The sequence below is a fragment of the Chryseobacterium indologenes genome, assembly GCF_002025665.1.
In the GTDB taxonomy this organism is placed as follows: domain Bacteria; phylum Bacteroidota; class Bacteroidia; order Flavobacteriales; family Weeksellaceae; genus Chryseobacterium; species Chryseobacterium metallicongregator.
On sequence record NZ_CP018786.1, the window covers coordinates 3,840,085 to 3,863,808 of the forward strand.

Annotated in this window: 16 protein-coding genes; 2 read left to right on the forward strand and 14 right to left on the reverse strand. The window is 36.1% G+C overall.

What is annotated here, in order from left to right; all coding sequences use genetic code 11:
- Positions 1-6 precede the first annotated feature (6 nt).
- The 10 genes from BUE84_RS17345 to BUE84_RS17390 form a co-directional block, all read right to left on the reverse strand.
- On the reverse strand, positions 7-2,886 hold the full coding sequence (locus BUE84_RS17345) for a SusC/RagA family TonB-linked outer membrane protein (protein WP_238594283.1): 2,880 nt from the start codon (positions 2,884-2,886) through the stop codon (positions 7-9).
- Between the two features lie 406 nt (positions 2,887-3,292).
- Positions 3,293-4,621 carry a hydroxymethylglutaryl-CoA synthase family protein gene (locus tag BUE84_RS17350; protein ID WP_079242780.1) on the reverse strand — a complete coding sequence of 443 codons (1,329 nt, stop codon included), beginning with the start codon at positions 4,619-4,621 and terminating at the stop codon, positions 3,293-3,295.
- A gap of 169 nt (positions 4,622-4,790) precedes the next feature.
- Positions 4,791-7,301 carry a M1 family metallopeptidase gene (locus tag BUE84_RS17355; RefSeq protein WP_079242781.1) on the reverse strand — a complete coding sequence of 837 codons (2,511 nt, stop codon included), beginning with the start codon at positions 7,299-7,301 and terminating at the stop codon, positions 4,791-4,793.
- A gap of 24 nt (positions 7,302-7,325) precedes the next feature.
- Positions 7,326-7,544, reverse strand: a complete 219-nt coding sequence (locus BUE84_RS17360; RefSeq protein ID WP_062674294.1) for a hypothetical protein — start codon at positions 7,542-7,544, stop codon at positions 7,326-7,328.
- A 232-nt stretch (positions 7,545-7,776) separates the two neighbouring features.
- Complete coding sequence (locus BUE84_RS17365) at positions 7,777-8,571, reverse strand: thymidylate synthase (RefSeq protein WP_079242782.1); 795 nt, start codon at positions 8,569-8,571, stop codon at positions 7,777-7,779.
- Positions 8,572-8,706: 135 nt separating this feature from the next.
- Entirely contained in the window at positions 8,707-9,147 is a 441-nt protein-coding gene (locus tag BUE84_RS17370; protein WP_079242783.1) for a hypothetical protein, read from the reverse strand.
- A gap of 142 nt (positions 9,148-9,289) precedes the next feature.
- Positions 9,290-10,639 carry an alpha-amylase family glycosyl hydrolase gene (locus BUE84_RS17375; RefSeq protein ID WP_079242784.1) on the reverse strand — a complete coding sequence of 450 codons (1,350 nt, stop codon included), beginning with the start codon at positions 10,637-10,639 and terminating at the stop codon, positions 9,290-9,292.
- A gap of 209 nt (positions 10,640-10,848) precedes the next feature.
- Positions 10,849-11,448, reverse strand: coding sequence for an IS1096 element passenger TnpR family protein (locus tag BUE84_RS17380; protein WP_034695121.1), 600 nt, complete (start codon positions 11,446-11,448; stop codon positions 10,849-10,851).
- A 134-nt stretch (positions 11,449-11,582) separates the two neighbouring features.
- Positions 11,583-12,614: a sensor histidine kinase gene (locus BUE84_RS17385; RefSeq protein WP_079242785.1), complete on the reverse strand. Its 1,032-nt coding sequence runs from the start codon at positions 12,612-12,614 to the stop codon at positions 11,583-11,585.
- A 48-nt stretch (positions 12,615-12,662) separates the two neighbouring features.
- On the reverse strand, positions 12,663-13,337 hold the full coding sequence (locus tag BUE84_RS17390; protein WP_002977493.1) for a response regulator: 675 nt from the start codon (positions 13,335-13,337) through the stop codon (positions 12,663-12,665).
- Between the two features lie 325 nt (positions 13,338-13,662).
- Between BUE84_RS17390 and BUE84_RS17395 the strand changes: the two genes are divergently transcribed.
- Together BUE84_RS17395 and BUE84_RS17400 are read left to right on the forward strand one after the other, a co-directional pair.
- Positions 13,663-16,452 carry a TonB-dependent receptor gene (locus BUE84_RS17395; protein WP_079242786.1) on the forward strand — a complete coding sequence of 930 codons (2,790 nt, stop codon included), beginning with the start codon at positions 13,663-13,665 and terminating at the stop codon, positions 16,450-16,452.
- Between the two features lie 44 nt (positions 16,453-16,496).
- Complete coding sequence (locus BUE84_RS17400; RefSeq protein ID WP_079242787.1) at positions 16,497-17,906, forward strand: hypothetical protein; 1,410 nt, start codon at positions 16,497-16,499, stop codon at positions 17,904-17,906.
- 402 nt (positions 17,907-18,308) lie between these two features.
- On the opposite strand, the gene BUE84_RS17405 is transcribed toward BUE84_RS17400, so the two are convergent.
- The 4 genes from BUE84_RS17405 to hemL form a co-directional block, all read right to left on the reverse strand.
- A complete protein-coding gene (locus tag BUE84_RS17405) occupies positions 18,309-19,547 on the reverse strand; it encodes an amidohydrolase (protein WP_079242788.1) in 1,239 nt (412 codons plus the stop codon).
- 79 nt (positions 19,548-19,626) lie between these two features.
- On the reverse strand, positions 19,627-20,472 hold the full coding sequence (locus BUE84_RS17410; protein WP_079242789.1) for a helix-turn-helix domain-containing protein: 846 nt from the start codon (positions 20,470-20,472) through the stop codon (positions 19,627-19,629).
- Positions 20,473-20,711: 239 nt separating this feature from the next.
- Positions 20,712-22,043 (reverse strand): amidohydrolase, encoded by a 1,332-nt coding sequence (locus tag BUE84_RS17415; protein WP_079242790.1) that lies wholly within the window; start codon positions 22,041-22,043, stop codon positions 20,712-20,714.
- Positions 22,044-22,372: 329 nt separating this feature from the next.
- Entirely contained in the window at positions 22,373-23,662 is a 1,290-nt protein-coding gene (hemL, locus tag BUE84_RS17420; protein ID WP_079242791.1) for a glutamate-1-semialdehyde 2,1-aminomutase, read from the reverse strand.
- Positions 23,663-23,724: the final 62 nt, after the last annotated feature.

Here is a 23,724-nt window from a genome sequence, read left to right on the forward strand (position 1 = left end):
TTTATTTTATAATGAAATATTTAAGCCCATACTGAATACTCTCTGACGAGGTGTTCCATTAAAATCTACACCTGCAGATTCCATTTCAGGATCTAACCCTTTGTATTTAGTAATAATGAATGCATTCTGAGCCTGAAAATAAATTCTCAGTTTTTTTACTCCAACTGGTTTAAGAATCTTTTCCGGGAAGCTATATCCTAAGCTAATGATATCAAATTTCATGAAGCTTCCGTCTTCTAAAAATCTTGATGAAGCATTACTTGTCTGATTGGTAAATGTATTATCAGCAAAATACAACTTGGGAGTCATTCCGTCACCAGGATTTGAAGGACTTTGCCATCTTCCCAGGATCTCAGCAGAATTATTATTGAAATTCAATGTCATTAAATCTCTTCTGGTCGCATTAAATATTTTATTTCCACCACTATATCTGACTGTTGTTCCCAAATCAAAATCATAGAATCTGAATCTTAAACTCAGTGCTCCAAAATATTTTGGTAATGTACCTCCAAGAATTTTCTTATCTGATAAACTCAAAGAAGCAGACTTACTAACGTCATTAGGATTAGATGGGTCGAAAACAGCATAAACACCCTTTCCAACAAGCCCCTGCACCAAACTTCCATCAGCTTTGTAATAAACAGGGTTTCCATTTACAGCATTTACCCCCCAATACTCAAAACCATAAATGGACTTTAAAGACTCTCCTACGCGAATGATATTATTGGCAGTAGGAAATATATCAGCGTTATTGTTTGCTAAAGCCAGCACTTTATTATTCATTAGTGTCAAGTTAGCATTGATGTCCAAACCAAACTTTTCAGTATTGACAATATTATAATCAGCAGAAAACTCGAATCCACGATTTCGCATATCCCCAATATTTTTAGAGATACTGTTATTAGGAACTCCAAGGGATAATGCAAGAGGAGAATCCAAAATCATATCTGTAATCTTATTCTCAAAGTAATCAAATGTCAGTTTCAGTTTGTTTTTAAATAATGAAAAATCTACTCCATAATCCATTTTATTACTTGTTTCCCACATAAGATTTGGGTTATTTATCTGTGAATAAGCGACACCGTTATAATCTGCATATTTGAAATTGCTATATAATCCCATATATGGATAGTTACCAATATCGGTATTTCCAACTTTCGCATAGGAAGCTCTTAATTTAAGATCTGAAATTACTTTACGAGCTCCTTCCATAAAATCTTCTTTACTTACTGTCCAGCCTACTGATACTCCCGGAAAACTACCCCACTTATTTCTGGAAGGCAATGAAGACAGTCCATCTCTTCTGACAGAAGCCTGTAAAAAATATTTACCATCATAATTATAATTAAACCTTCCAGCGTATGATATAATTCCTTGCTCTGTAATTCCTCCGCCGGATTGTGGTGTACCTACAGATCCGGAAATAATTCCATTATTAAAAAAAGGAGTAGATAAATTTTTTCCTCCTCCATAAAAACTTTGTAACTTCTGTTTCTGATATTCATGCACCATTACTAAAGTAACATGATGTTTTTCTGCCAATGTTTTATTGAATGTCAGAATATTCTGAATATTATTTCTTAAATAATCAGAAAAATCATTTCTAATCTCTCCATTTGTCCCCTGGCCATCTCCATGTACAGGATTATAATAGTAAAATCCTTTGGTCTGGGATTGGTCAACACTTACCTGAAATCTATAATTCAGAAACGGATATAATCTCACTTCTGAATAAACAGATCCGATAAGTCTGTTTACACTGGATTGCAACTTATTATTATCAAGCACATACATAATATTGGTAATATTATCTCCGGCCGGCAATAAGTTCTGCCACCTCCCCACTATTCTGGGATCAGAAAAATCAATATTGTATCCTGTAGGATGATCAGGGTTATAAATCGGAGTATTGGGCAATTGCTTGATGGCATTGTAAATATTTCCAGAAAGTGAAGATGCTCCGGTATTTAATCCAACATAATCAGTTTTTGTAAAGCTAAGGTTAGTTCCAATTTTTAACCAATCAAAAGCCTGATGGTCTATATTAGCTCTGGTAGAAAATCTTTTCATTTCATTAGGAATAGCAACCCCCTCCTGCTTGGTATATCCTATAGAAGTGTAGTAACTTGACTTTCCGAATGCTCCTGAAACAGATAAAAGATTATCTGTCTGAAAAGCCGCAGATCTTAAAACTGCTTTTTGCCAATCTGTATTATACTGTGTACCCACTGCAATGGCTGATTGACCTGCGTTTGCTCTCTTCTCATTTGAAATAGTAATAAAATCCGGGGTCTGCAATAGATTGTATAGACCTATTGGCATTGCATATCCTGCATAATTATTAAAATTCAGGTTTAGCTTCCCGCTTTTCCCTTTTTTGGTGGTAATCAGGATGACTCCGTTTGCCGCTCTGGATCCATAGATAGCCGTTGCTGCACCATCTTTTAAGACTTCAAAAGATTCAATATCATTTGGATTAATATCTCCAAGACCGTTGGTAGAAGTCTGCCCACCAACATCACCCGAGAAAATGGGTATTCCATCAACAATATACAAAGGAGAGATCCCGGAATTAATTGAACCAACCCCTCTTATCCGTACTCTGGGCGCTTCCCCCAAAATACCTGTAGTACTTGTGATCTGAACACCTGCTGCTTTACCTGCCAACTGCTGCTCAAAACTCGGAGCCGCAATAGTAGAAATATCGGAGGCTTTAATCGATGCTACAGATCCTGTAACTTCTTTTTTCTTCTGCGTTCCGTATCCTACTACCACAACATCTTCTAGTTGTGTGGTAATGGTATCCTTTTTTGCTTTTTGTGCCATTAAACCTTGTCCTAAAAAAAACAGAGCACTTGCACTGAGCACATGTAATTTTCCATTCATATTAACATATTTTAAGAATAAAGAAACAAATATGTTAATAATCCTTAACAGATTCAACTCACAAAACACTGTAAAACAACACCTTAAAAATATTTAATTCTTAATAAAGATTAATAAATACCATCCCAGATCGGGAATTATTCTTATTAATTAAAAAAATAAATCAGAATAGACATTTGACTCTATTTTAACAAGTGAAAAAAAAACCACAAGGTTTAACTTTATTAAAAAAAACAGTGCAAAAAATTAACAGAATGTAAAATTTATCTTAAAAAAAATCAAAATAAAACAATACAAATTCGCATAAAAGCATATAAATGATTAAAATATACCATAAAAAATATTCCCAAAAAGAAAAGCATCTCAAAATATGAGATGCTTTTCTACGATTTACTAAAGGATAGTCTTACTTATGATAACTATAATACCTAGCTCCAATTAAAACCGGATTTTCAGTTTCAATAGAAACAAGTTCAAAACCTTTATATTGATTATTTACAGATTCCTTCAATTGTTTTCTGTGAAGTTTCTCATAGGTATCAAAATCAACAGAAGTTCTTTGGTTTAGTTTTTCGAATAAATTCCATTTCTCCACTACTTTTCTCCAGCCATCTGACACTTTACCTGCAAAAACCTTTGATTTTGAACCGCTTCCATAACCTACAAAACCAATTTCTTTTCCTGTAAGTTCTTCATTTTCATTAAAAGAAGTCTGTAATGCGGAAAGCAATGCCATAAAAATAGAAGCAGTGTACATATTCCCGATCTCGGAAGAAGCTCTCTGGGTCTTTTCTATCTTATCATTAATTAACTTCAGATAGTCTTCAGATTTAGCTACTGCTTTTTGTTCATCTGCGGTTTCATAGGAAAGACCATTCTCCAGGCTATAGATTTCTGTAAAAACCCTTTTCCCATGGAAGGCATAAGGAAGATGGAAAATAATGTATTTCCAGTTTTCATACGGCTTTTCCTGCCCTGTTATTTCTTTATAATGATTGTAAGCTTCTCTTATTCTGTCCTGATAGCACTGGTTAGAATATTGCCCGTCAAAAACAGGCTCATCTGTAAAAATTTCAATGGTGTCAGGATATGCTTCCGGAGCTCCATTCAAGTCTTCTTTCTTATATGATCTTCTCGGTTTGAAAAAATCAAAGACACTTTCTGAGGCAACTCCCCAATTATTTTCTATTTCAAGAAGATCCGGTTTTGAGGAAATCAAAAGAGCAACAGCACCGCCTCCTTGTGTATATTCTCCTGATGAAGCCAATTCGTATTTTGCATAGTCACTGGCAATAACGACTGCTTTTTTATCAGGATTTACTCTTACAAAGTCCAGAGCGTTATGCAATGCATCTACTCCTCCTACACAGGCAAAAGTCATATCCAATACGTCACAGTTTCTGAAACATCTTGTTCCAAATTCTTCTTCCAATACTTTTTCTACCATTTGTACAGCATAGGAAGCTGTAGGTTTTGCAGCATCCACCGCGCTTTCTGTTCCAAGGTATACTCTTGCTATTTCTTTAGGATTGATTTGATAGTCTTTTATAAGCTTTAGTAATGCTTCTGCTGCAAAAGTAGCAGCATCTTCATGAACATCAGAAAGTCCCATTTTATGAAGACCTAAGCCTTTTTCCAATTTTGCTGGTTCTATTCCTCTTTTTTCTGCTAAATCCTTAATTTCCAAATATAAACCAGGCACATAATAACCCGCTGCTTCAATTCCAAAACTCATAATTGTCTAAATTTTAAACGAATTTATGAAAGATAATGCAAAAAACAGTCGTAAAAAATGCTAATTTTTGCAACATCGTTAAAAACCAATGTATTTAAAAATAAAATCTAACAATTTAGGTATACGTAACTATAAAAAGAAAGCCAGCAAATCTGCCGGCTTCATTTTTTTACTTATAATTTTCAATGGCTTTATTAATGACATCGATCTGTTTGTTGATACTTGCTGCATTTTGTGGATTCTGTTTCAGCAGTTCCATTTTTTTGCTCAAACCATCTTTCAGCATCTGTAACATCATCATCTTAGCTTGAGGATTATCCGCCATTTGATTTTTGGCATATCCTGCTACTTTTGTAATGCTTTCTGTAGCTTTCAGGTTATCAGAAGTCATGATCCAATTGAAACCGTCTTCTGCAGCTTTTCCCAATTCCGGATTCTGGAATTTAATGAATGGGTAAAAAGTAGCAAGAGGGGCAATATTTTCTATCTGAGAGGTAATTTTGTTTTTAACAATAATTGGAAGCAATTGTGCTCTGAGTTCGTCTGATGCTCCTTTCATGTCAATTTTATCAGCCAGATTATTGGCTCTTGACGGGTCGATAGAAAGAAGCGCACTCATAGAATTTCCTTTTACCGCGTTGGAAACGGCATTTACACCTTTTTCAAATAAAGGAAGGTATTTTTTATCTTTTGTCTTTCCTAAAGCAGCAATAGCTGCAGCTTGAGTCAATGTTTTCGGATCATTGGAAGCCAGTTTTTCAACTTCAGCACCCAAAGCTTTCATTTGTTCAGGATTAGTAAGGTCCATTAAATTCAAAGCTTTTATTCTTACTCTGAAGAAAGGATCATTTAATGCCGCAGCCAGTAATTTTACAGCAGCAGGGCTTTTCCCAGTCTGATCTTTAATTCCGTTTAAAGCCAGATATCTGCTTTTGAATTCTTTGGAATTGGTAAACTGCATCAGGTTCTGTTCCGGGGTTTTAGTATCTGTAATATCAGCCAGTAAAACTCCGTCTGCATTAACATTGATAAGATCCGGAGACTTAGAAACATCAAAATTGAAAGTATTTTTAGCTTCTGCATTTACCCAGACATTGTATCTTTTAGGTTTTCCGTTGTCATATACATCTATAGCCAGAGGAAATTCAAATGGTTTTTCCTGAGTCTGATTAATAGTTACAGTAACCTGTTTTTTCACAGGTTCAAATGTAGACGTATAATTTATCTTCGGGTTTCCGTTTCCAAAATACCATTGATTAAAGAACCAGTTCAAGTCTTTTCCTGACACTTTTTCAAAAGACAGTCTCAGCTGATGTGCTTCTGCGTTCTGATATTCGTTGGTTTTCAGATAATCATTCATTCCGGCAAAGAATGCATCATCTCCAAGATAATTTCTCAGCATATTTAAAATTCCTCCTCCTTTCTGATAGGTTACCAGATCAAAAACATCCTCACGGGATTCATAATTGAACCTTACCAGGTTTTTATTAAAATCAGTTGGATTGTGAAGATAATTATTCACATCAGTCATCAGGTGATAATCTGCCTGATCTTTTCCGTATTTATATTCATTCCAAAGATATTCGGAATAGTTCGCAAAGGACTCATTGACCGTAAGATTACTCCAGCTTTCTGCAGTTACAAGATCTCCAAACCAATGGTGGAACAGTTCGTGAGCAATGGTATCTTCCCATGTATTTTCGTCGATAAGCTGACCAGGTTTCTGAAGGATATCACTTCCATGAAGTGTGGCGGTTGTATTCTCCATAGCACCACTTACATAATCTCTTCCTGAAATCTGAGCATATTTTGCCCAAGGGTAGTCATAATTCAGTTTTTTGGAGAAGAAGTCGATCATTTCCGGAGTATTTCCATAGATCTGCTTGGCATACGGTTCATATTCTTTTTCGATATAATAATCAACCGGAATACTTTTCCATTTGTCTTTTACCACAGCATATTCTCCTACTCCCATAAAGAAAAGATAGGTAGAATGTCTTTTATCCATCACCCAATGATCGGTTCTAAACCCATTGGATTCTTGTTTAGAATCTTTCAGAAGACCATTGGAAAGGGTAACATATTTATCAGGAACTGTCATATAAATTTCCTGTGTTGTCTTTTGATTAGGTTTATCAATCGTTGGAAACCAGGCAGAAGAAGATTCTGTTTCTCCCTGTGTCCAGATTTGCGTAGGCTTATCCGGTTCTGTTCCCTGAGCATTAATAAAATACAATCCTTTTGCATCATTGATTGCCATATTTCCTTCCTGTTTCACTTCATTCGGACGGGATGTATATTTAATGTAAACGGTATAATCCTGATTTCTCTGATAAGTCTTATCCAGAGTAATTTTTAAAGTATCGTCTTTGTATTCATATTTTAAAGGAGACTTTTTGCCATTGTTATCAAGAGCTACTTCATGAATCAACATTCCTTTTGCATCAAGAGTAAGCTCATTTGTTGCATAGAAGTAAGGTGAAGCGGTGAGCCATTCTTCCCCATTCATCTGTTCTTTCTGATAATCAAAATTTACTTTTAGCTTAGTGTGTTTAAGCTCCGTTACTTTAGTGTGGGTAGCTCTGTACACTTTTTCCCTTCCTGAAGTTTCAGTTTGTGCTGATACATTGGCGGAAAATAAGATTCCAAGTATTGCAATTGATAAAATGGCCTTTCTCATCGGTCTGCTTTATTATTTTTAGAATTATTTTTTTATGATGATGTCGAAAATATCATTGACTAATGTTTCATAGTCCCCTGTTTTAAGCTGTTCCTTCGTTTTTGCAAAAGCTTTTTTGAGTTCGCTTTCCGGATTTTCGTCATCCACTATTTCTGCGGATGCTACTCCTTTCAACTGAAGTACTGCATTTTTCAGTGCTTCAATGTCTGCATTTTCTTCTATATTAATTTTTAAATACTTCATAAATTTATCTTTAAGCATTTGAAATATACGATCCGCTACCAGCCTGTTGATCACTTTTCGGAGGAAACAATAAACCGGAAGAAGTTATTCTTCCAAATGTAAGAAACAATTGTCAAAAGAAAGTATGCTGAAGTATTTATATTCTGATTTCCCAACTTATGGGTATAGGTAATGCCACCTACTAATGTTAAAAATAATAGATGTAAATAAAAAGAAAAGTGATCTAAGAATATTAAATCGCTACAGGAGCTTTGATCCCCGGATGTGGATCATAATTTTCCAGAATAAAATCTTCGAAATCGAAATCAAAGATATCCTTAACCTCAGGATTCAGTTTCATTGTCGGAAGTCCTCTTGGCTCTCTTCCAAGTTGTCTGTTTACCTGCTCGAAATGGTTATTATAGATATGAACATCTCCAAAACTGTGAACATAATCTCCTACTTCCAGATCACAAACCTGTGCCACCATCATCAAGAGTAATGCATAACTTGCAATATTGAAAGGTACACCAAGGAAAACATCAGCACTTCTCTGATACAGCTGTAAAGATAATTTACCATCAGCTACGTAAAACTGGAACAAAGCATGACAAGGAGCTAAAGCCATATTAGGAATTTCTGCCACATTCCAGGCTGATACAATGAGTCTTCTGGAATCCGGATTTTTTTTAATCTGATCGATTACTTCGGTAATCTGATCTACCACTTTTCCGTCTGCTCCACTCCAGCTTCTCCACTGTGCTCCATAAACAGGTCCAAGATCTCCATTTTCATTGGCCCATTCATCCCAGATACTTACTCCGTTATCTTTAAGATATTTAATATTGGTATCTCCTTTCAGAAACCAAAGCAACTCATAGATAATGGATTTCAAATGCACTTTTTTGGTGGTTACCAAAGGAAATCCTTTTGACAGATCATATCTCAGCTGATATCCGAAAACACTTCTTGTACCAGTGCCGGTTCTATCGGTTTTATCAGTTCCGTTGTCTAAAATATGCTGTAAAAGATCCAGGTAGTTTTGCATTTTGAATGAGATTTTAAGTTTCAAATTTAGTAAAAACCAACAAAAAAAGCACTCACTTTTATGAATGCTTTTTATAGGGATGATGTTTATTTTCTATTAATCAACTGTATATCTGCAATCTAACAGACAGTAATTTTACCATATATTTTCAATAGTCTGATGAATGGTGTTGACAATGAAATTTTCTCCTGCTTTTTTTCCATACATGATTTTCACCAAAGGAGATTCTGCAGAAACGGTCATGATTTTCTGTTTCTCAAAAACAATTTCTCCCATTGAAACTGAAATATAAAACAATCCTTTATTAGTTTTTACCAATGCTCCGTTCTGAACTTTTTCTGAAGGATCGGATGTTATTTTCTGCAAAACAGCCTGCTGGTTTAATACTTCGTTCAGCTGTCTCTGCAAATTATTGATTTCCTGCTGAAGCATTTCTCTTCCGGTTTCATATTTGTCCCCCATTGAGCTTTTTGTATCATTGTTGGAAGCCCTTGTTTCTGCAATAAGATTTTCAAAATACTGAATTTTGTCTGCTGCTTTTGCTTTAATGATATTGATTATTTCCTGTTTGTTCATTCGATGATTGTTTGTTCATTCGATGATTGTTTTTTTATTGTGAGTGGTAAAAACCACCCCGTCAAAATCACAGATTTTGACACCCCTCCACCGGAGGGGAATTGAGCACCTTTAAAGATGAAGCGTTAAGATTTACTACTCCTTATTTTTCAAATACGGCATAATCAGAAACTTTGAAACTAAAATCTTTTCCGTTGCTGAAATCTCTTTTTGTTTTATCAAAAACATTTCTAAATATTCCTGATAAATGTTCATCTTCAATTGAAAAGTTAACAGCATCTTTAGACATATTGAGAACGACCAATACTTCATCTTTTCCATTTTTCCTTACGTAAGCAAGAATCTTGTCGTTTGCTGTTGTATTGAGAAGATATGTTGTCACATTAGAATCTCCTCCTCTTAGGGCAGGATTAAAAGCCTTTAGCTCCAGTAATGTTTTATAGAAATCAGCAACCTGATAGGTATTGGTCCATTTGATGACATCTTTTTCGAAAAATTCCAACCTTTTCATATTGGGAAGTTCCTGTCCTGAGTATAATAATGGTATCCCATTCCATGTTGCCGAGAATACTGCCATTGGTTTTGTAATCACTCCATATTTCTCATATTCGGTTCCGTTCCACGAGTTTTCATCATGGTTTGTGGTAAACCAGGCTCTCATTGAGGCATCTCCGATATTGGAATACTGTCTCAAAAGATCTTTTAATTCCTGAAGAGGTTCATTATTTTTGTAATAGTCGGCAGATTTATGCATCCATTTCCAGGAATAGCTGGCATCAAAAACTTTTCCATATTCCGGGCTTTCCAATTCATCAAATTCTCCCAGCCAGAAAAGGGGTTTCACTTTTTCCACTTCTGGACGTGCCTGTTCCCAGAAATCAACTTCTACCCATGAAGCAAGGTCACATCGGAAACCATCAATATCGGTTTCCTGCACCCAGAATTTCATGGCATCTATCATAGCCTGGCGCATTTCCTGGTTTTTATAATCCAATTCAATAATATCGTCCATTCCGGAAGCAATATGGAATTTTCCGTCAGGGTCTTTAAGATAAAATTCAGGGTGAGTTTTTGTCCAAACATGATCCCAGCCTGTATGATTAGCAACCCAGTCAATGATTACTTTGAATCCAAGTCTGTGTGCTTCATTCACCATATCCTTAAAATCCTGTAGTGTCCCGAATTCCGGATTGACAGAGGTATAATCTGCCGCGGCATAAGGACTTCCCATACTTCCTTTTTTATTTTGTTGGGCAATTGGTGTAATGGGCATGAACCAAAGGGTTTTTATTCCCATCGATTTCAGGCGGGGCATTTCTTTTGCAAATGCTTTGAAAGTTCCTTCCTGAGTATATTGTCTTATGTTTACTTCATAGATATTTGTAGTATGTTTCCAATCTTTTGGCAGTTCTGTCATCTTCCGGATATTTTTTTGAGTGGTACAGGAAACAATTCCCAGACCAATTACAGCTAACAAAATTAATTTTTTCATTAAACTATTTTTAACAAAAGTAAGGATTGTTTTTGGAGAGAAGAGGTAAAAGAACAAAATTGTAAAGAAGGTAAAAATATAAAAAGGCGAAATTATCAAAGGGTAGATTAGTGAGGAAATATTTATTGAAAAGGTATGGAAGACTGATCAGATTTTTTTCGACATAAAAAACCCTGGGTTGTAACCCAGGGTTCATGTATTTTTATTGACTATCTTTCATCGTCATTGTCATCTTCCTCATCAAAGACATCGTCATTGTAGTCTTCTTCTTCATCATCATCAAAGTTGTCATCATCTTCATCTGAAAAATTTCCTCCTGCTCCGAAATCATCCTCAAAACCAAACTCATCATCTACCAACGGCATTGCTGATTTCTTTTTGCCACCTCCTGCACTTCCGTTTTTGCTAGGAGCCTTTAATGGAACATTTCCAAATCTGTATACTGTGATTGGATAGTTCACACCTTTTGTTTCTTCGATCACTTCAATAAGCTCACAGAAGAATTCCCAAAGATCAAGAAGCCCATACTGGAACTGTGCTTTGTCACCTACATTTTCAAAAGCCTCATCAATGTAAACATCTGACATAATTTCGCCGTCACCATCATCACTCATATCTTCCAATGGGACACTTTTTACGATTGTTCCGTCATCTTCTAACAGATTAAAAGTAGAAAGCTCATCTCCTTGCAGACTGAATGCACTTTTAATTCCTAAATGTAAGTTCCATAACGTTTGTTTTCCCTTAACTTCGATATCACGGAAAATATCCTCTTTCGCATCTAATATTACGCGGATTTTGTAAACCATATCAGTTTCTTAAATTACTTTTTTGCCTTTATAATTATGATAAATCTCTGTTGCAAATATATAATAAATGACATGTGACAAAAAAATATTTCAGGATTTTTTAAAATATTTTTTTTTCTTACATTTTGCCGGAATTATTTACTTTTTTCGAGCATAAAACTGAATTTCGTCCCTTCAAGGTAAACGCTTTCTACAGTAATGTTTTCGTTGTGTGCTTCAAGGATGTGTTTTACAATAGCCAGACCAAGTCCGGAACCGCCTTCTCTTCTGCTTCTGCTGGTTTCCACACGATAGAATCTTTCGAAGATTCTTGGAAGAATTTCAGATTTGATTCCCATCCCGTTGTCTATCACCTCTATCAGCACCTTATTTTTCAGTATACTGGTTTTTACAATCACTTTTGCTTCCTGTCTGTTGGCATAATGAATGGCATTGGAAATCAGATTAATGAAAACCTGAGAAATTTTCTGTTTATCAGCTTCCACAAAAATCTGTGGATGAAGCGTCTGAATCTGTAATGTTGTATTTCTTTTTTCAGCTTCAAGATCAAGAAGGTCGAAGATTTCCTTGATCAGAAGATTAACATCAAATTTTGAAACAGTAAGATTAATTTCGCCAGCTTCCAGCCTGTTAATCATATCAAGATCTGTGACAATAGCAATCAGTCTTTCTACCGATTTATCAATTCTTTCGAGATATTTATCACGGATGGTAAGGTTATCTACTCCACCATCTCTTAAAGTTTCTACATATCCCTGAATAGAAAATAAAGGAGTCTTCAGTTCATGGGAAACATTTCCGATGTATTCTTTACGGTAACTTTCCATCTCTTTCATCATATCAATTTCTGATACCTGTTGTTGATTGAGATCTGAGAATCTTTCACCAAGTTCTTTAATGGTGATATTTTCATCATGATTCTGCACTATTTCCTGAGGAAGAAATCCGGAAAGACCTTTAACCTGTTTTCTGCTGTAGTAATTGAAAAGGAGTTCCAGTACCACACAATTGATTAGGAAGATCAGGACAATACAGATGAAAAGACCCGTTTTGAACAAAGGGGTCTCATAATAGATATCTTTCAGCGAATCGAATACGACACCTAAAAGGAGCATTACCAGTGTCAGCAGACAAGAGGCAACGAGGGTAAGTCTGTAAAATTTCAATTTTACAACATTTTAATGATTGAACGTAAAGTTAAGATTTTTAAATAATTAAACGATCAGTTTATACCCAATCCCTTTTAAAGTCTGAATCGTATTGATTCCCAGTTTTTCTCTCAGTCTTCTGATGTGAACATCAATGGTTCTCTCACCTACAATCACATCATTACCCCAGACCTTTTCCAAAATCTCTTCTCTTTTGAAAACCTTTTCAGTATTGGAAGCCAAAAGGTAAAGCAAATCAAATTCTTTTTTAGGAAGAAGAAATTGCTGTCCGCTTTTGGAAACTCTGAAGTTATCTTTATCAATAACAAGGTCTCCGATTTCAATGAGTTTAGCATTGTCAGACACCTGAGAGGTTAGCTGTAATAATGCATTCACTTTAGAAATAAGGATTTTCGGTTTGATCAGTTTTACGATGTAATCATTGGCTCCCGCCTGAAAACCTGCTAGCTGAGAAAATTCTTCGCTTCTTGCAGAAAGGAACACAATAAGTGTTTTTTGCAGTTCTTTCACTTTACGAAGTTCCTGACAGGTTTCTATACCATCTTTTTCAGGCATCATGACATCTAATAAGATAAGATCCGGAACAATTTCCTTCGCTTTTTCTATACCTTCGTTCCCATTGGTAGCTGTATAGATATCATACCCTTCCTTTTCCAAATTGTAAGACAGAATCTCTAAAATGTCCAGTTCATCGTCTATTAAAAGAATTTTTTTGCTCATCTTCTAGTTTAAGAATTCCCACAAAATTAATTATTTCAATTGATTTCATCTATCTGCCAAATGTTAACTAATTATTAAAAAACAACATTTTAAACATTAATTATAAAATCAATAAAAAAATTAACAAATAATTATACACAAATCAAATATAAGGAATAATAATTAACATTAAAACAAAAATTATAATTATATAAATTAAACATCGATAAGTATAAAACCCCTCCTCCTGTTAATACAAACTTCATAATTAATTAAGATTCTCCTAAAGTTTTCTTAAAAACTTAGCCTTTATTTTGCCCTTGAAAAAGAAGTAAAAGAAGTAATAATGAAAAAACAACTCCACAAGAGCATCATGCTACTTGCCTTGTTTTCTGCTGGCTATGCTTTTGCACAAAGTCAGATTTTGGAAGGTAGGGTATTGGACGAGAAAGACAATACTCCTATAGAAGGGGTAAAAGTAAAAGTAAATGGTCAGGAAGTAACTACTGACATTTCCGGATACTACTCTATCAACCTTTCTCCTGGTGCCAATTACATCGTAACGGTAAGTTCCAACGGATATAACAGAAAAGAGATCAGTGAGGTTATTATAAAGAATGAAGGTAACACTCATCTTGATATCGTTATGGATAAGCCATCTACCAAAGAAAAAGAAATTGAGGGAGTTGTCATAAAATCAAACGCAAGAAAAGAAACCATAGCCTCTACCATCGGTTTACAAAAGAACGCGGGTGTAGTTTCTCAGGTTATTGGTGTTGAAGCTATCAAAAGAAGTCCGGACAGAAACACGGGTGAAGTTCTGAAAAGAGTTTCCGGGGTGAGTTTATTTGACGGAAAATATATTGTAGTAAGAGGATTATCAGACCGTTATAACCAGGCGATGCTGAATGGTATTCAGCTATCCAGTACGGAGCCTGACAGAAAGACTTTCTCTTTTGACCTTTTCCCTGCTAACGTTATCGAAACCCTTGTCATCAACAAAACGTTCATTCCTGAATATACAGGTGAATGGGGAGGTGCGTTGATTCAGGTAAATACTAAAGATATTCCTAATAAAAACTTCTTCAATGTACAGGTAGGTGTAGGTGGAAACACCGCTACTATGGGACAGGAATTCCATATGCAAAAAGGAGGAAAGTGGGACTTTTTAGGAATTGATGACGGTTACAGAAAACTTCCTACCAATATGCCTGCAAAAAATGCTTTCAGTATTCTGACTGAAGCACAAAAAACAGAGATTGGTAAAGGATATACAAAGAATCTTGGATACAACAGTATCGGTTATCCTGAAAACTTAAGTTTACAACTTGACGGAGGTTTCAATACGAAATTATTCGGAAAAGATTTAGGAGTAATTGCTGTTTTAAACTATAGTAACAACAAAAGAAGAACCGAGTCTACCAACCGTTTCTTTACTATCAACAACCAGCTTGCTGATACCAACTTCGATTATTTTACAGAAAAATACAGCAATGATATTATTTTAGGAGGGATGTTAAACCTTTCTTTAAAGCTGAACAACAACAATAAAATTTCCCTAAAGAATATCATCACTAATAATACAGTGAACCACATGTCCTTCAGAACAGGAAAGGATTTTGAATTTGATCCGATTAACGGAACAAATATCATGGCAAGGGAAATTGGATTCAAAGAAACAACTTTTTATAACTCTACCCTTTCCGGTAATCATAAAATTGATGTTCTTGGTGGATTGACCGTAAACTGGTACGGAAGTTTCGGAATCCTTGATCAGTATATTCCTTTGCTACAGCGTTTACAGTACAATCAATATACTAACATGCCGGGAAGTCCTTATTTAGCATTGATTTCTAATGGTCTTTCTCAAAAATCAGGAAGTGTATTCTACTCTACGCTAAGCGACTATCTATATAATGCAGGAGGTGACGTATCCAAGACCTTTACCATGTTTGGACAAAAACAAACGATCAAAGGAGGGTATTTATTTCAGGTAAAAGACAGAATATACAACTCAAGACCATTCTCTGTAAGGCTTGAAAACTTTAATCAGGGATTACTTTCTCAGCCTTTCGAAACCATCTTCAATCCTGGCAATTTCGGAACTAACGGAGGATTTACATTTGATGAAATTGCTGGAAACCAGTACAGATATATTGCCAACACCATCCTTAACGCAGGATATTTACAGTTTGACAATAACTTCACACCATGGTTAAGAGCAGTTTGGGGATTAAGAGTTGAAAACTTTGATCAGTTGGTAGGAAGTACAAAGAAAAGCGATGACCGTTTTGTAAATACACGTGTTACAGACTTCTTACCTGCTGTTAACTTAACATTCAAAGTAAATCCTAAAATGAATATTCGTCTTGCAGGTTCACAAACTGTGGTAAGACCGGAATTCAGAGAGGTTTCTCCTTTGGCATACTATGATTTTGACCTTGGAGCAACTGTAATCGGTAACAAATCTATCGAAAGAACTAAAATCACGAGTGCCGACCTTCGTTGGGAATTCTACCCAAGAAACGGGGAAATTATATCCGTGGCAGGTTTCTATAAAAACTTCAAAAAACCGATCGAATTATACTTCAACCAATCAGGAGTAGGAACGAGTAACACTTTCAACTACCTTAACGTAGATAAAGCTGATGCTTATGGATTGGAAGTTGAAGCAAGAAAAAAACTGGATTTTGTAAGTGCTCTTAAAAACTTTACCCTGGGTGGAAACGTAGCATTAATCAAAAACAGAGTAACAGACGAAGCTACTAATATTGACAGACCAATGCAGGGACAATCTCCATATACTGTAAACCTAAGTCTTCAGTATGATACTGAAAAATCAGGTTGGTCTTCAACGCTATTATTCAACATGATCGGAAGAAGAATCCTTTACGTAGGAAACGATCAGGTTCCACCAATCTGGGAAGCACCTAGACCTCTTCTTGACTTCCAGCTTGCTAAAAAACTATGGAGCAACAAGGGAGAGATCAAGCTGAATGTTTCAGATATCCTGAACCGTCGTGCTAAATTCTACCATGACCTGAATGACAATGGTAAGTATGACAGCAAAGATGCTCTTGCTATTGAAAGACTTACAGGAACCAATATCAGTTTAACACTGGGATACAATTTTTAATTCACTCAACAAATAATCTAATAAATAATTTAATTCTTTATAACATGAAAAAGTTCGTTTTATATTCTTTAATGCTTGGCGCTCTAGTATCAACTACCGCATGTAGAAATATAGAAGAAGATGGACCTACCATTATTCAAAATGGAGGTAATGGAAACGGAGATACTGAAAACCTTATTCTTTCAGGAAAAATCACTTCCAATACTACGCTTAAAGCAAATAAAATCTATAAGCTAAGAGGACTAGTATATGTAACTAACGGAGCTACTTTAACTATCGAGCCAGGTACAAAGATTGTAGGTGAAGCTGATAAAAACGGAGCTTTAATTATTACAAGAGGAAGCAAAATCATGGCAGAAGGAACTGCTGCTAATCCTATTATCTTCACTTCTGAGAAAGCAAGCCCTAAAAGAGGAGACTGGGCAGGTGTAGTAATTTTAGGAAACGCTCCTACTAATGCATCTTTCGGAGGGACAAACGGAGTTGGAGAAATTGAAGGAGGTATTAACAACTCTGAAGGTCTTGGACTTTATGGTGGAAATAATGCTGCTGACAACAGTGGTGTATTAAAATATGTAAGAATAGAATATGCAGGATATGCATTCTTACCAGATAAAGAGATTAACGGACTTACATTCGGTGGTGTAGGTAACGGAACTAAAGTAGACTACGTAGAAGTTGCTTATGCTAACGATGACAGTTTTGAGTGGTTCGGAGGAACAGTAAACTGTTCTCACCTTATTTCTTACAAAGGTCTTGATGACGATTTCGATACTGATAACGGTTTCTCAGGAAATGTACAGTTTGGTATCGCAGTAAGAGATTCTCAGGTAGCCGACGTTTCTGGTTCTAACGCATTTGAATCTGATAATGATGCTAACGGTTCTACTTTAACGCCTCAGACTTCAGCTACGTTCTCTAACATGACGATTATCGGGCCAATCAACTCTGCAGCTCCTGGAACAATCAATGCTTTATTCCAGAATGCTTTACAGATCAGAAGAAACTCTTCTATCTCTGTATTCAACTCTGTATTTACAGGATTCCCGGTTGGTTTATTCATTGATGCTACTAAAGGATCTCCAACGGATAACAACATCGTAGGTAACAAATTATTCTTTGAAAACAATGTTTTAGCAGGAAATACAACTCCTTTAAAATTCGGACCATCTACATCTACACCGACGTCATATACATTAAACGATCTTACAACTTGGTTTAATGCTAAAGGAAATACAATCCTTGCTTCTACAGTTGATGTAAAACTTGCTGGTGCATGGGCTCCTGCAGGAACTACACCAAACTTTACTCCTAATGCAGGTTCTCCATTATTAACAGGTGGAGCATTTACAAACCCTAAATTAGCAACTTGGTTTACACAGGTTACTTACAGAGGTGCTGTAAAAGATGCTACTGATACTTGGTATGCAGGATGGACTAACTTCAACTTATAACATATCATCATATAAGTACCTAGATTTAATTTCAAATAAAAGGCCTTCGGAAATATTTTTCCGAGGGCTTTTTTTATCGTTATTGTGGGATATTACAAATATTAGGGATTTTGAATATGAATAGATGTTCACATTCTAAAACATAAAAAGGGAATATGAACAGTTATTTTTTAAATTGATCATGGGGTTTTATTGGTAGGTTTCGACTAAAGCCGTACGAATGTATTAAGTGTAAACGGGCTAAAGCCCGTTCCTATTGATAAAGAAGAACCCCGAAACCCGGATCCCGAAACTCATAACTCATAACTCATAACTCATAACTCATAATTAAAAAAAAGCCACCAGGAAAACTCCCGATGGCAATTACAAAAAACAAGTGTATAAAAATATATATACTTCACATTAATTTCTCCAAAATAAATTGCCGTTATTCATCAAGGCTTTTATTTCAGACATTCTGGAAACAGCTTCTGCAGAACATGAAGCATCCGTTAAAACAACTGCTGCTTCATCACCAGCCTTAGGCCATTGCTGATTTCCTTTTTCATCCAGAGGAAGAGTACTTTGAGTAGCAAACTGCAAAGCTCTTGATAAGGCATATTCCGTAGCATAACCATATAGCTCTGCAATAAGATTCGCTTTCTGCAGCATATTTCCGGATCCGAAGGTACTCCAGTAATCCTGCACATTATCATTTCCAATCAATACATTAACCCCATATTTTTTCAGCGTTGGAATAGGCATTATTTTTCCTTTAAAAGGTACAGAAGAAGCAATTCCTACTTTTCCAGCAGCCAGTCTTTCTGCAATCTGCTCTGTTTCTTTAGGAGAAAGATGGGCTAAAGCAAATGCATGGCTTACAAACGTTTTTCCCTGCAGCACCGGATTTTCAATCGCTTTATCAATCAGATAATTGATCGTTTTCATTCCAGACTCTCCTACTTCATGCAGGTGAATATCAATTCCTTTATTATGATCCAAAGCCAGCTGAACCGTAAAGTCCATTATTTTCTCTATACTTCCGTCAATACTCAAAGGATCCAATCCACCAATAAATCCTACGCTTTTCAGCTGGGCTGCTTCTTTCATCAGAGGAGCAGATTCCGTATAATACACTCCATGCTGAGGGAAAGCCACGAGTTCCGCTTTGAAGGAATCTTTTTTATTCTCAAGAGCCTGTTCAAGATGTTCCAGAGACTTTAAACCAGATGTAGGATCAATATTAAAATGGGTTCTCGCAAAATGAGTTCCGTAATGCTGCTGCAGGCTGATCAACTGTTCTGCTCTGCTTACAGAAGTCTTCAGCAATTCAGGAATGATTTCCTGTTCATAAGCAATCATATCTTTCACGGTTCTTCTTTTCGGAGAAAGTGCCTGCCATGGAAGTCCGTATAATGTTTTATCCAAATGGATGTGCATATCTCTGAAAGCTGGAAGCATCAGATATCCTTTAACATCTATCGCTTTGGAAGCTGGATCATTGGCTTTTACAGCTTTTATTTCTCCGTCTTCAATTTCAATACTGAAAAGGTCTGTTTTTGTTCCGACAACCTCTTCATTTTCGTATTCAAAGCCTGTTTCCAGGCGGACATTTTTAAGGGAATAGTTTCCTTTTGCAGTTAATTGATAGGGAAATTGCATGATTTAAAATTTAACAATACAAAATTAAGCCGGCTTTAGGGTAAAACCGGTGTATCAATCATGTCTTGTTTTGTATAGATTATTCTTTAAACTGGGAAGGTGTCATTCCCGTTTGGGCTTTAAAGAATTTGGAAAAGCTGGCATGATCATAAAACCCGAGATCATATACAATGTCTTTCACAGACATTTCGGAAACTTTCAACAGCCTTTTTGCTTCCAGTAAAATACGGTCCTGAATAAGGGATGAAGCTGAAGCATTGAGGTTTTTCTTGCAGACAATATTCAGATAATTGGCAGAAATATTCAATTTATCGGCATAAAAGGAAACGGATCTTTCTGTTTTGAAATGCTCATCAATAAGATGCAGGAATTTTGAAATAATAGGATTTGAGTTGTAGATTTCAAAATCTTTGAAAGCACCTTCCACAGATTGACTCACCAGCAAACCAATCAATTCACTTCTTTTTTGGATCAATTCCCAAAATACTTTTTCTCCGCTCAGTTCTTTCTGAATGGCCTGAAATTCATATAAAAAAGTTTCAAAAACTTCTTTGGAAAGATTGATCACGGGATGATTCTGGTAATACGATGCAGAAAATCTTAACGAGGGCAAAAAACTTTCAAACCAATCTCTGCTTATCATCAGCTGATATCCGATGGTTTCCTTTTCAATCACCCATTGGTGTACCTGTTCGGGAAAAACAAGATGAATCTGATGGTCTTTAACCTGATATTCTGTAAAGTCTATGGTATGTGAGCCTACTCCCTGCTCAAAAAGATTAATGATAAAAAAATCATGTTTGTGAGGATCATCAATGGAGCGCGCTCCGGAAAGTTCATTGAACAGCAGATTACAGCCTTTCAGCTGATTATCACTAAATTCCTGAATTCCCAAAATAGGAAAATGATCTGTATGGTAAGCCACTCTGCCTGATTTTCTCCTAAAATTACTAAAATTTATGAGAGAAAAAACTAAAACAACCACAAAAGAAACAAAAGCTTTATCTGCATCACTCTATCATCAGTTTTCCATCTTCATTCAATGACTCTCTCTGAAAATCTTAACAGATTCGCAGGCTTTCTCCATAAAGCTTTCATACCCTTTGTGGTCGAAAAAACACAACTAGATTATATATTAATTTATTTAATCCTTTTTATTTTAAATTAAAAAACAACGTTTCCATCGTGAACTAAAGACTCCACGTCTGAAATTCTCGATACTGCTTCTGCAGAACAGCTTGCATTAATCAATACAAAGTCTGCTTTATCTCCGGATTTCGGCCATTGCTGAGCACCTTTATCATCTAACGGAAGAATATTTCCTGTTGCCAGTTTTAAACTTCTTGACAATAAAAACTCTGTTGAATATCCATATAGTTGTGCCATTAAATTGGCTTTCTGAAGCACACTTCCTGTCCCGAAAGTATTCCAGTGGTCTACAATGCTGTCATTCCCGGTAAGGACAGTTACGTTATGTTTGTAAAGCGTTGGAATAGGCATAATCAGCCTTCCAAAAGGGATTGTAGAGACAATTCCGATCTGTGCATCGCCCAATTTTTCAGCAATTTCTTCCTGTTTCGCCGCTTCTAATTTTCCAAGAACAAAACAGTGGCTTAAATAGGTTTTCCCTTTCAAAGTAGGGTTTTCATTCACTTTTTTAATCAGATATTCTACCGTTTTCAATCCGGAATCTCCGGTTTCGTGTAAGTGAATATCTATTCCTTTTTTATTGTCTAAAGCAAGCTGAACCGTAAAATCTACCACTTTTTCGATATCTCCATCGATGTTGAACGGATCTACTCCACCGATAAAATCAATATCCATCTTTGCTGCTTCTTTCAGATAGGGTACGGAATCCGTATAGAAAACACCATGTTGCGGAAAGGCTACCAGCTCAGCTCCAAAGCCTTTCTTTTTATTTTCTAACGCTTTCTGCAGATTTTTTAATGACTGAAGTTTGGAAGTTGGTTCAATATTCACATGACTTCTTGCATAGGAAGTTCCCTTAGACTGTAATAACTCAATCAGTTTTTCGGCTTTGAAAGTTGAATTCTTCAGCATCTCAGGAAGCATTTTTTGCTCCAGTTTTATCATTCCTTTTACTCCTCCGGTTCTTTTTCTCACGGCCTGCCATTGATCTCCATAGAAGGTTTTATCAAGGTGAATGTGCATATCTTTAAATGCAGGAAGCATCAACAGACCTTTTGCATCTACCGCTCTAGCATTCGGTTGATTGGGTGAAATCTTTATAATTTTTCCGTTTTCAACTTCAACATAAAACAGATCCGTTTTGGTAGAAGACACTTCCCCATCCTGGTATTCAAAACTAGTTTCCAGACGAACATTTTTCAGGCTCATCTTTCCTTTTACTGAAAGATTTTTCTCATCGAAAGGTGATGCAGTCATGATATTGGGTATTAAAGTGAGTCCCGCTACAGCCAACGCTGAGTTTCGGATAAAATCTTTACGGGAGATATTATTGTCTGAGGTCTTCATTTCCAATCTATTTGAGACAAAATTAGAAAGAAGTACTCTGAACGAAGTGTATGGTTTATTACAAAATCTGTATGATTTATGCTTTGTGGTAATTATTTGGGAGAATACTTTATCACTTTCTTAAATTAAAATTATCTTTTCTATACTACAAATAAAGAAAATATCCATAACGCCTGTCATTCCGTAGGAATACAGATTATACCGCTTCTACACTGTCGAGATTTCTACGGAGGACAGAGACTGCGTTGAAATTTTTTCAATCTAAACTCTTCAAATCAAATTTCTTTTGCATAAAAAAACCGGATTTAAAAATCCGGCTTCATTTATTTTTATTTATTTGAATATTCAAATTTTCTTACTGCTTCCAGTGTCATATCAATTTCTTTATCCTTAATCGCATCACTGATGAAGTAAGTTTCATAACCACTTGGCGGAAGATATACTCCATTCTGCAACATTTGATGGAAGAAATTATTGAACAATGAATGGTTAGCTTCCTGCGCTTCATCAAAGTTGGAAACACTACTGATATGGAAGAATACCGACATCATAGAACCTTTTCTGTTAATTCTGTGAGCGATTCCTTTTTCATTAAGAATTTTTCCGATTTCAAAATCCAATGTTTCCGTTGTTTTCTCCAACCTGTTGAAAAATTCAGAATCATTTTTAATAAGTTGAAGGGTCTTTAATCCCGCTCTCATTGCTAAAGGATTTCCACTTAATGTTCCCGCCTGATAAACACCGCCTTTCGGTGCAAGGTGATCCATAATTTCATTTCTACCAGCGAAAGCTCCTACCGGAAGCCCTCCTCCGATTACTTTTCCGTAAGTCACCAGGTCTGCTTTTACATTGAAAAGTTCCTGCGCTCCACCGAAAGCTAATCTGAAACCGGTCATTACCTCATCAAAGATTAATAAAGCTCCGTTTTCATCACAGATTTTTCTCAGGTTTTGTAAGAAATCATTTTCTGGCAACACACAGCCCATATTTCCTGCAACCGGTTCTATAATCACCGCTGCAATTTCTCCCTGATTGTGACGGAATAAATCCTCAACCTGTTCGAAATCATTATAACGTGCTAACAAAGTATCCTTAGCCGTACCCGCTGTTACTCCCGGAGAGTTTGGGTTTCCGAATGTAGCAGCACCACTTCCTGCTTTGATCAGGAATGAATCTGAATGCCCATGATAACAGCCTTCAAATTTTACTATCTTATCTCTTCCTGTGTATCCTCTTGCCAGTCTGATTGCACTCATACATGCTTCTGTTCCTGAAGAAACCATTCTGATCTGGTCAATATTCGGGACATTTTCAATGATGAATTTTGCAATTTCTGTTTCCAGTTCTGTAGGTGCTCCGAAAGAGAATCCTTTCTCTGCCTGTATTTTCAGTTCTTCCAATACTTCAGGATGTGTATGTCCTAAAATGGCTGGCCCCCATGAGTTGATATAATCGATGTAAGTATTGTCATCTGCATCGGTAAGGTAAGCTCCTTTTGCCGATTTCATAAAAACGGGCACTCCTCCTACGGATTTGAATGCTCTTACCGGAGAGTTTACTCCTCCCGGAATGTATTTGTAGGCTTCATCAAATAAAGCCGAACTTCTTTGATATTTCATATATACTTAGTTGCTGTTGACAGTTGCTGGTTGGCATTTAGCTGTCAACGGTAGACTCTCAA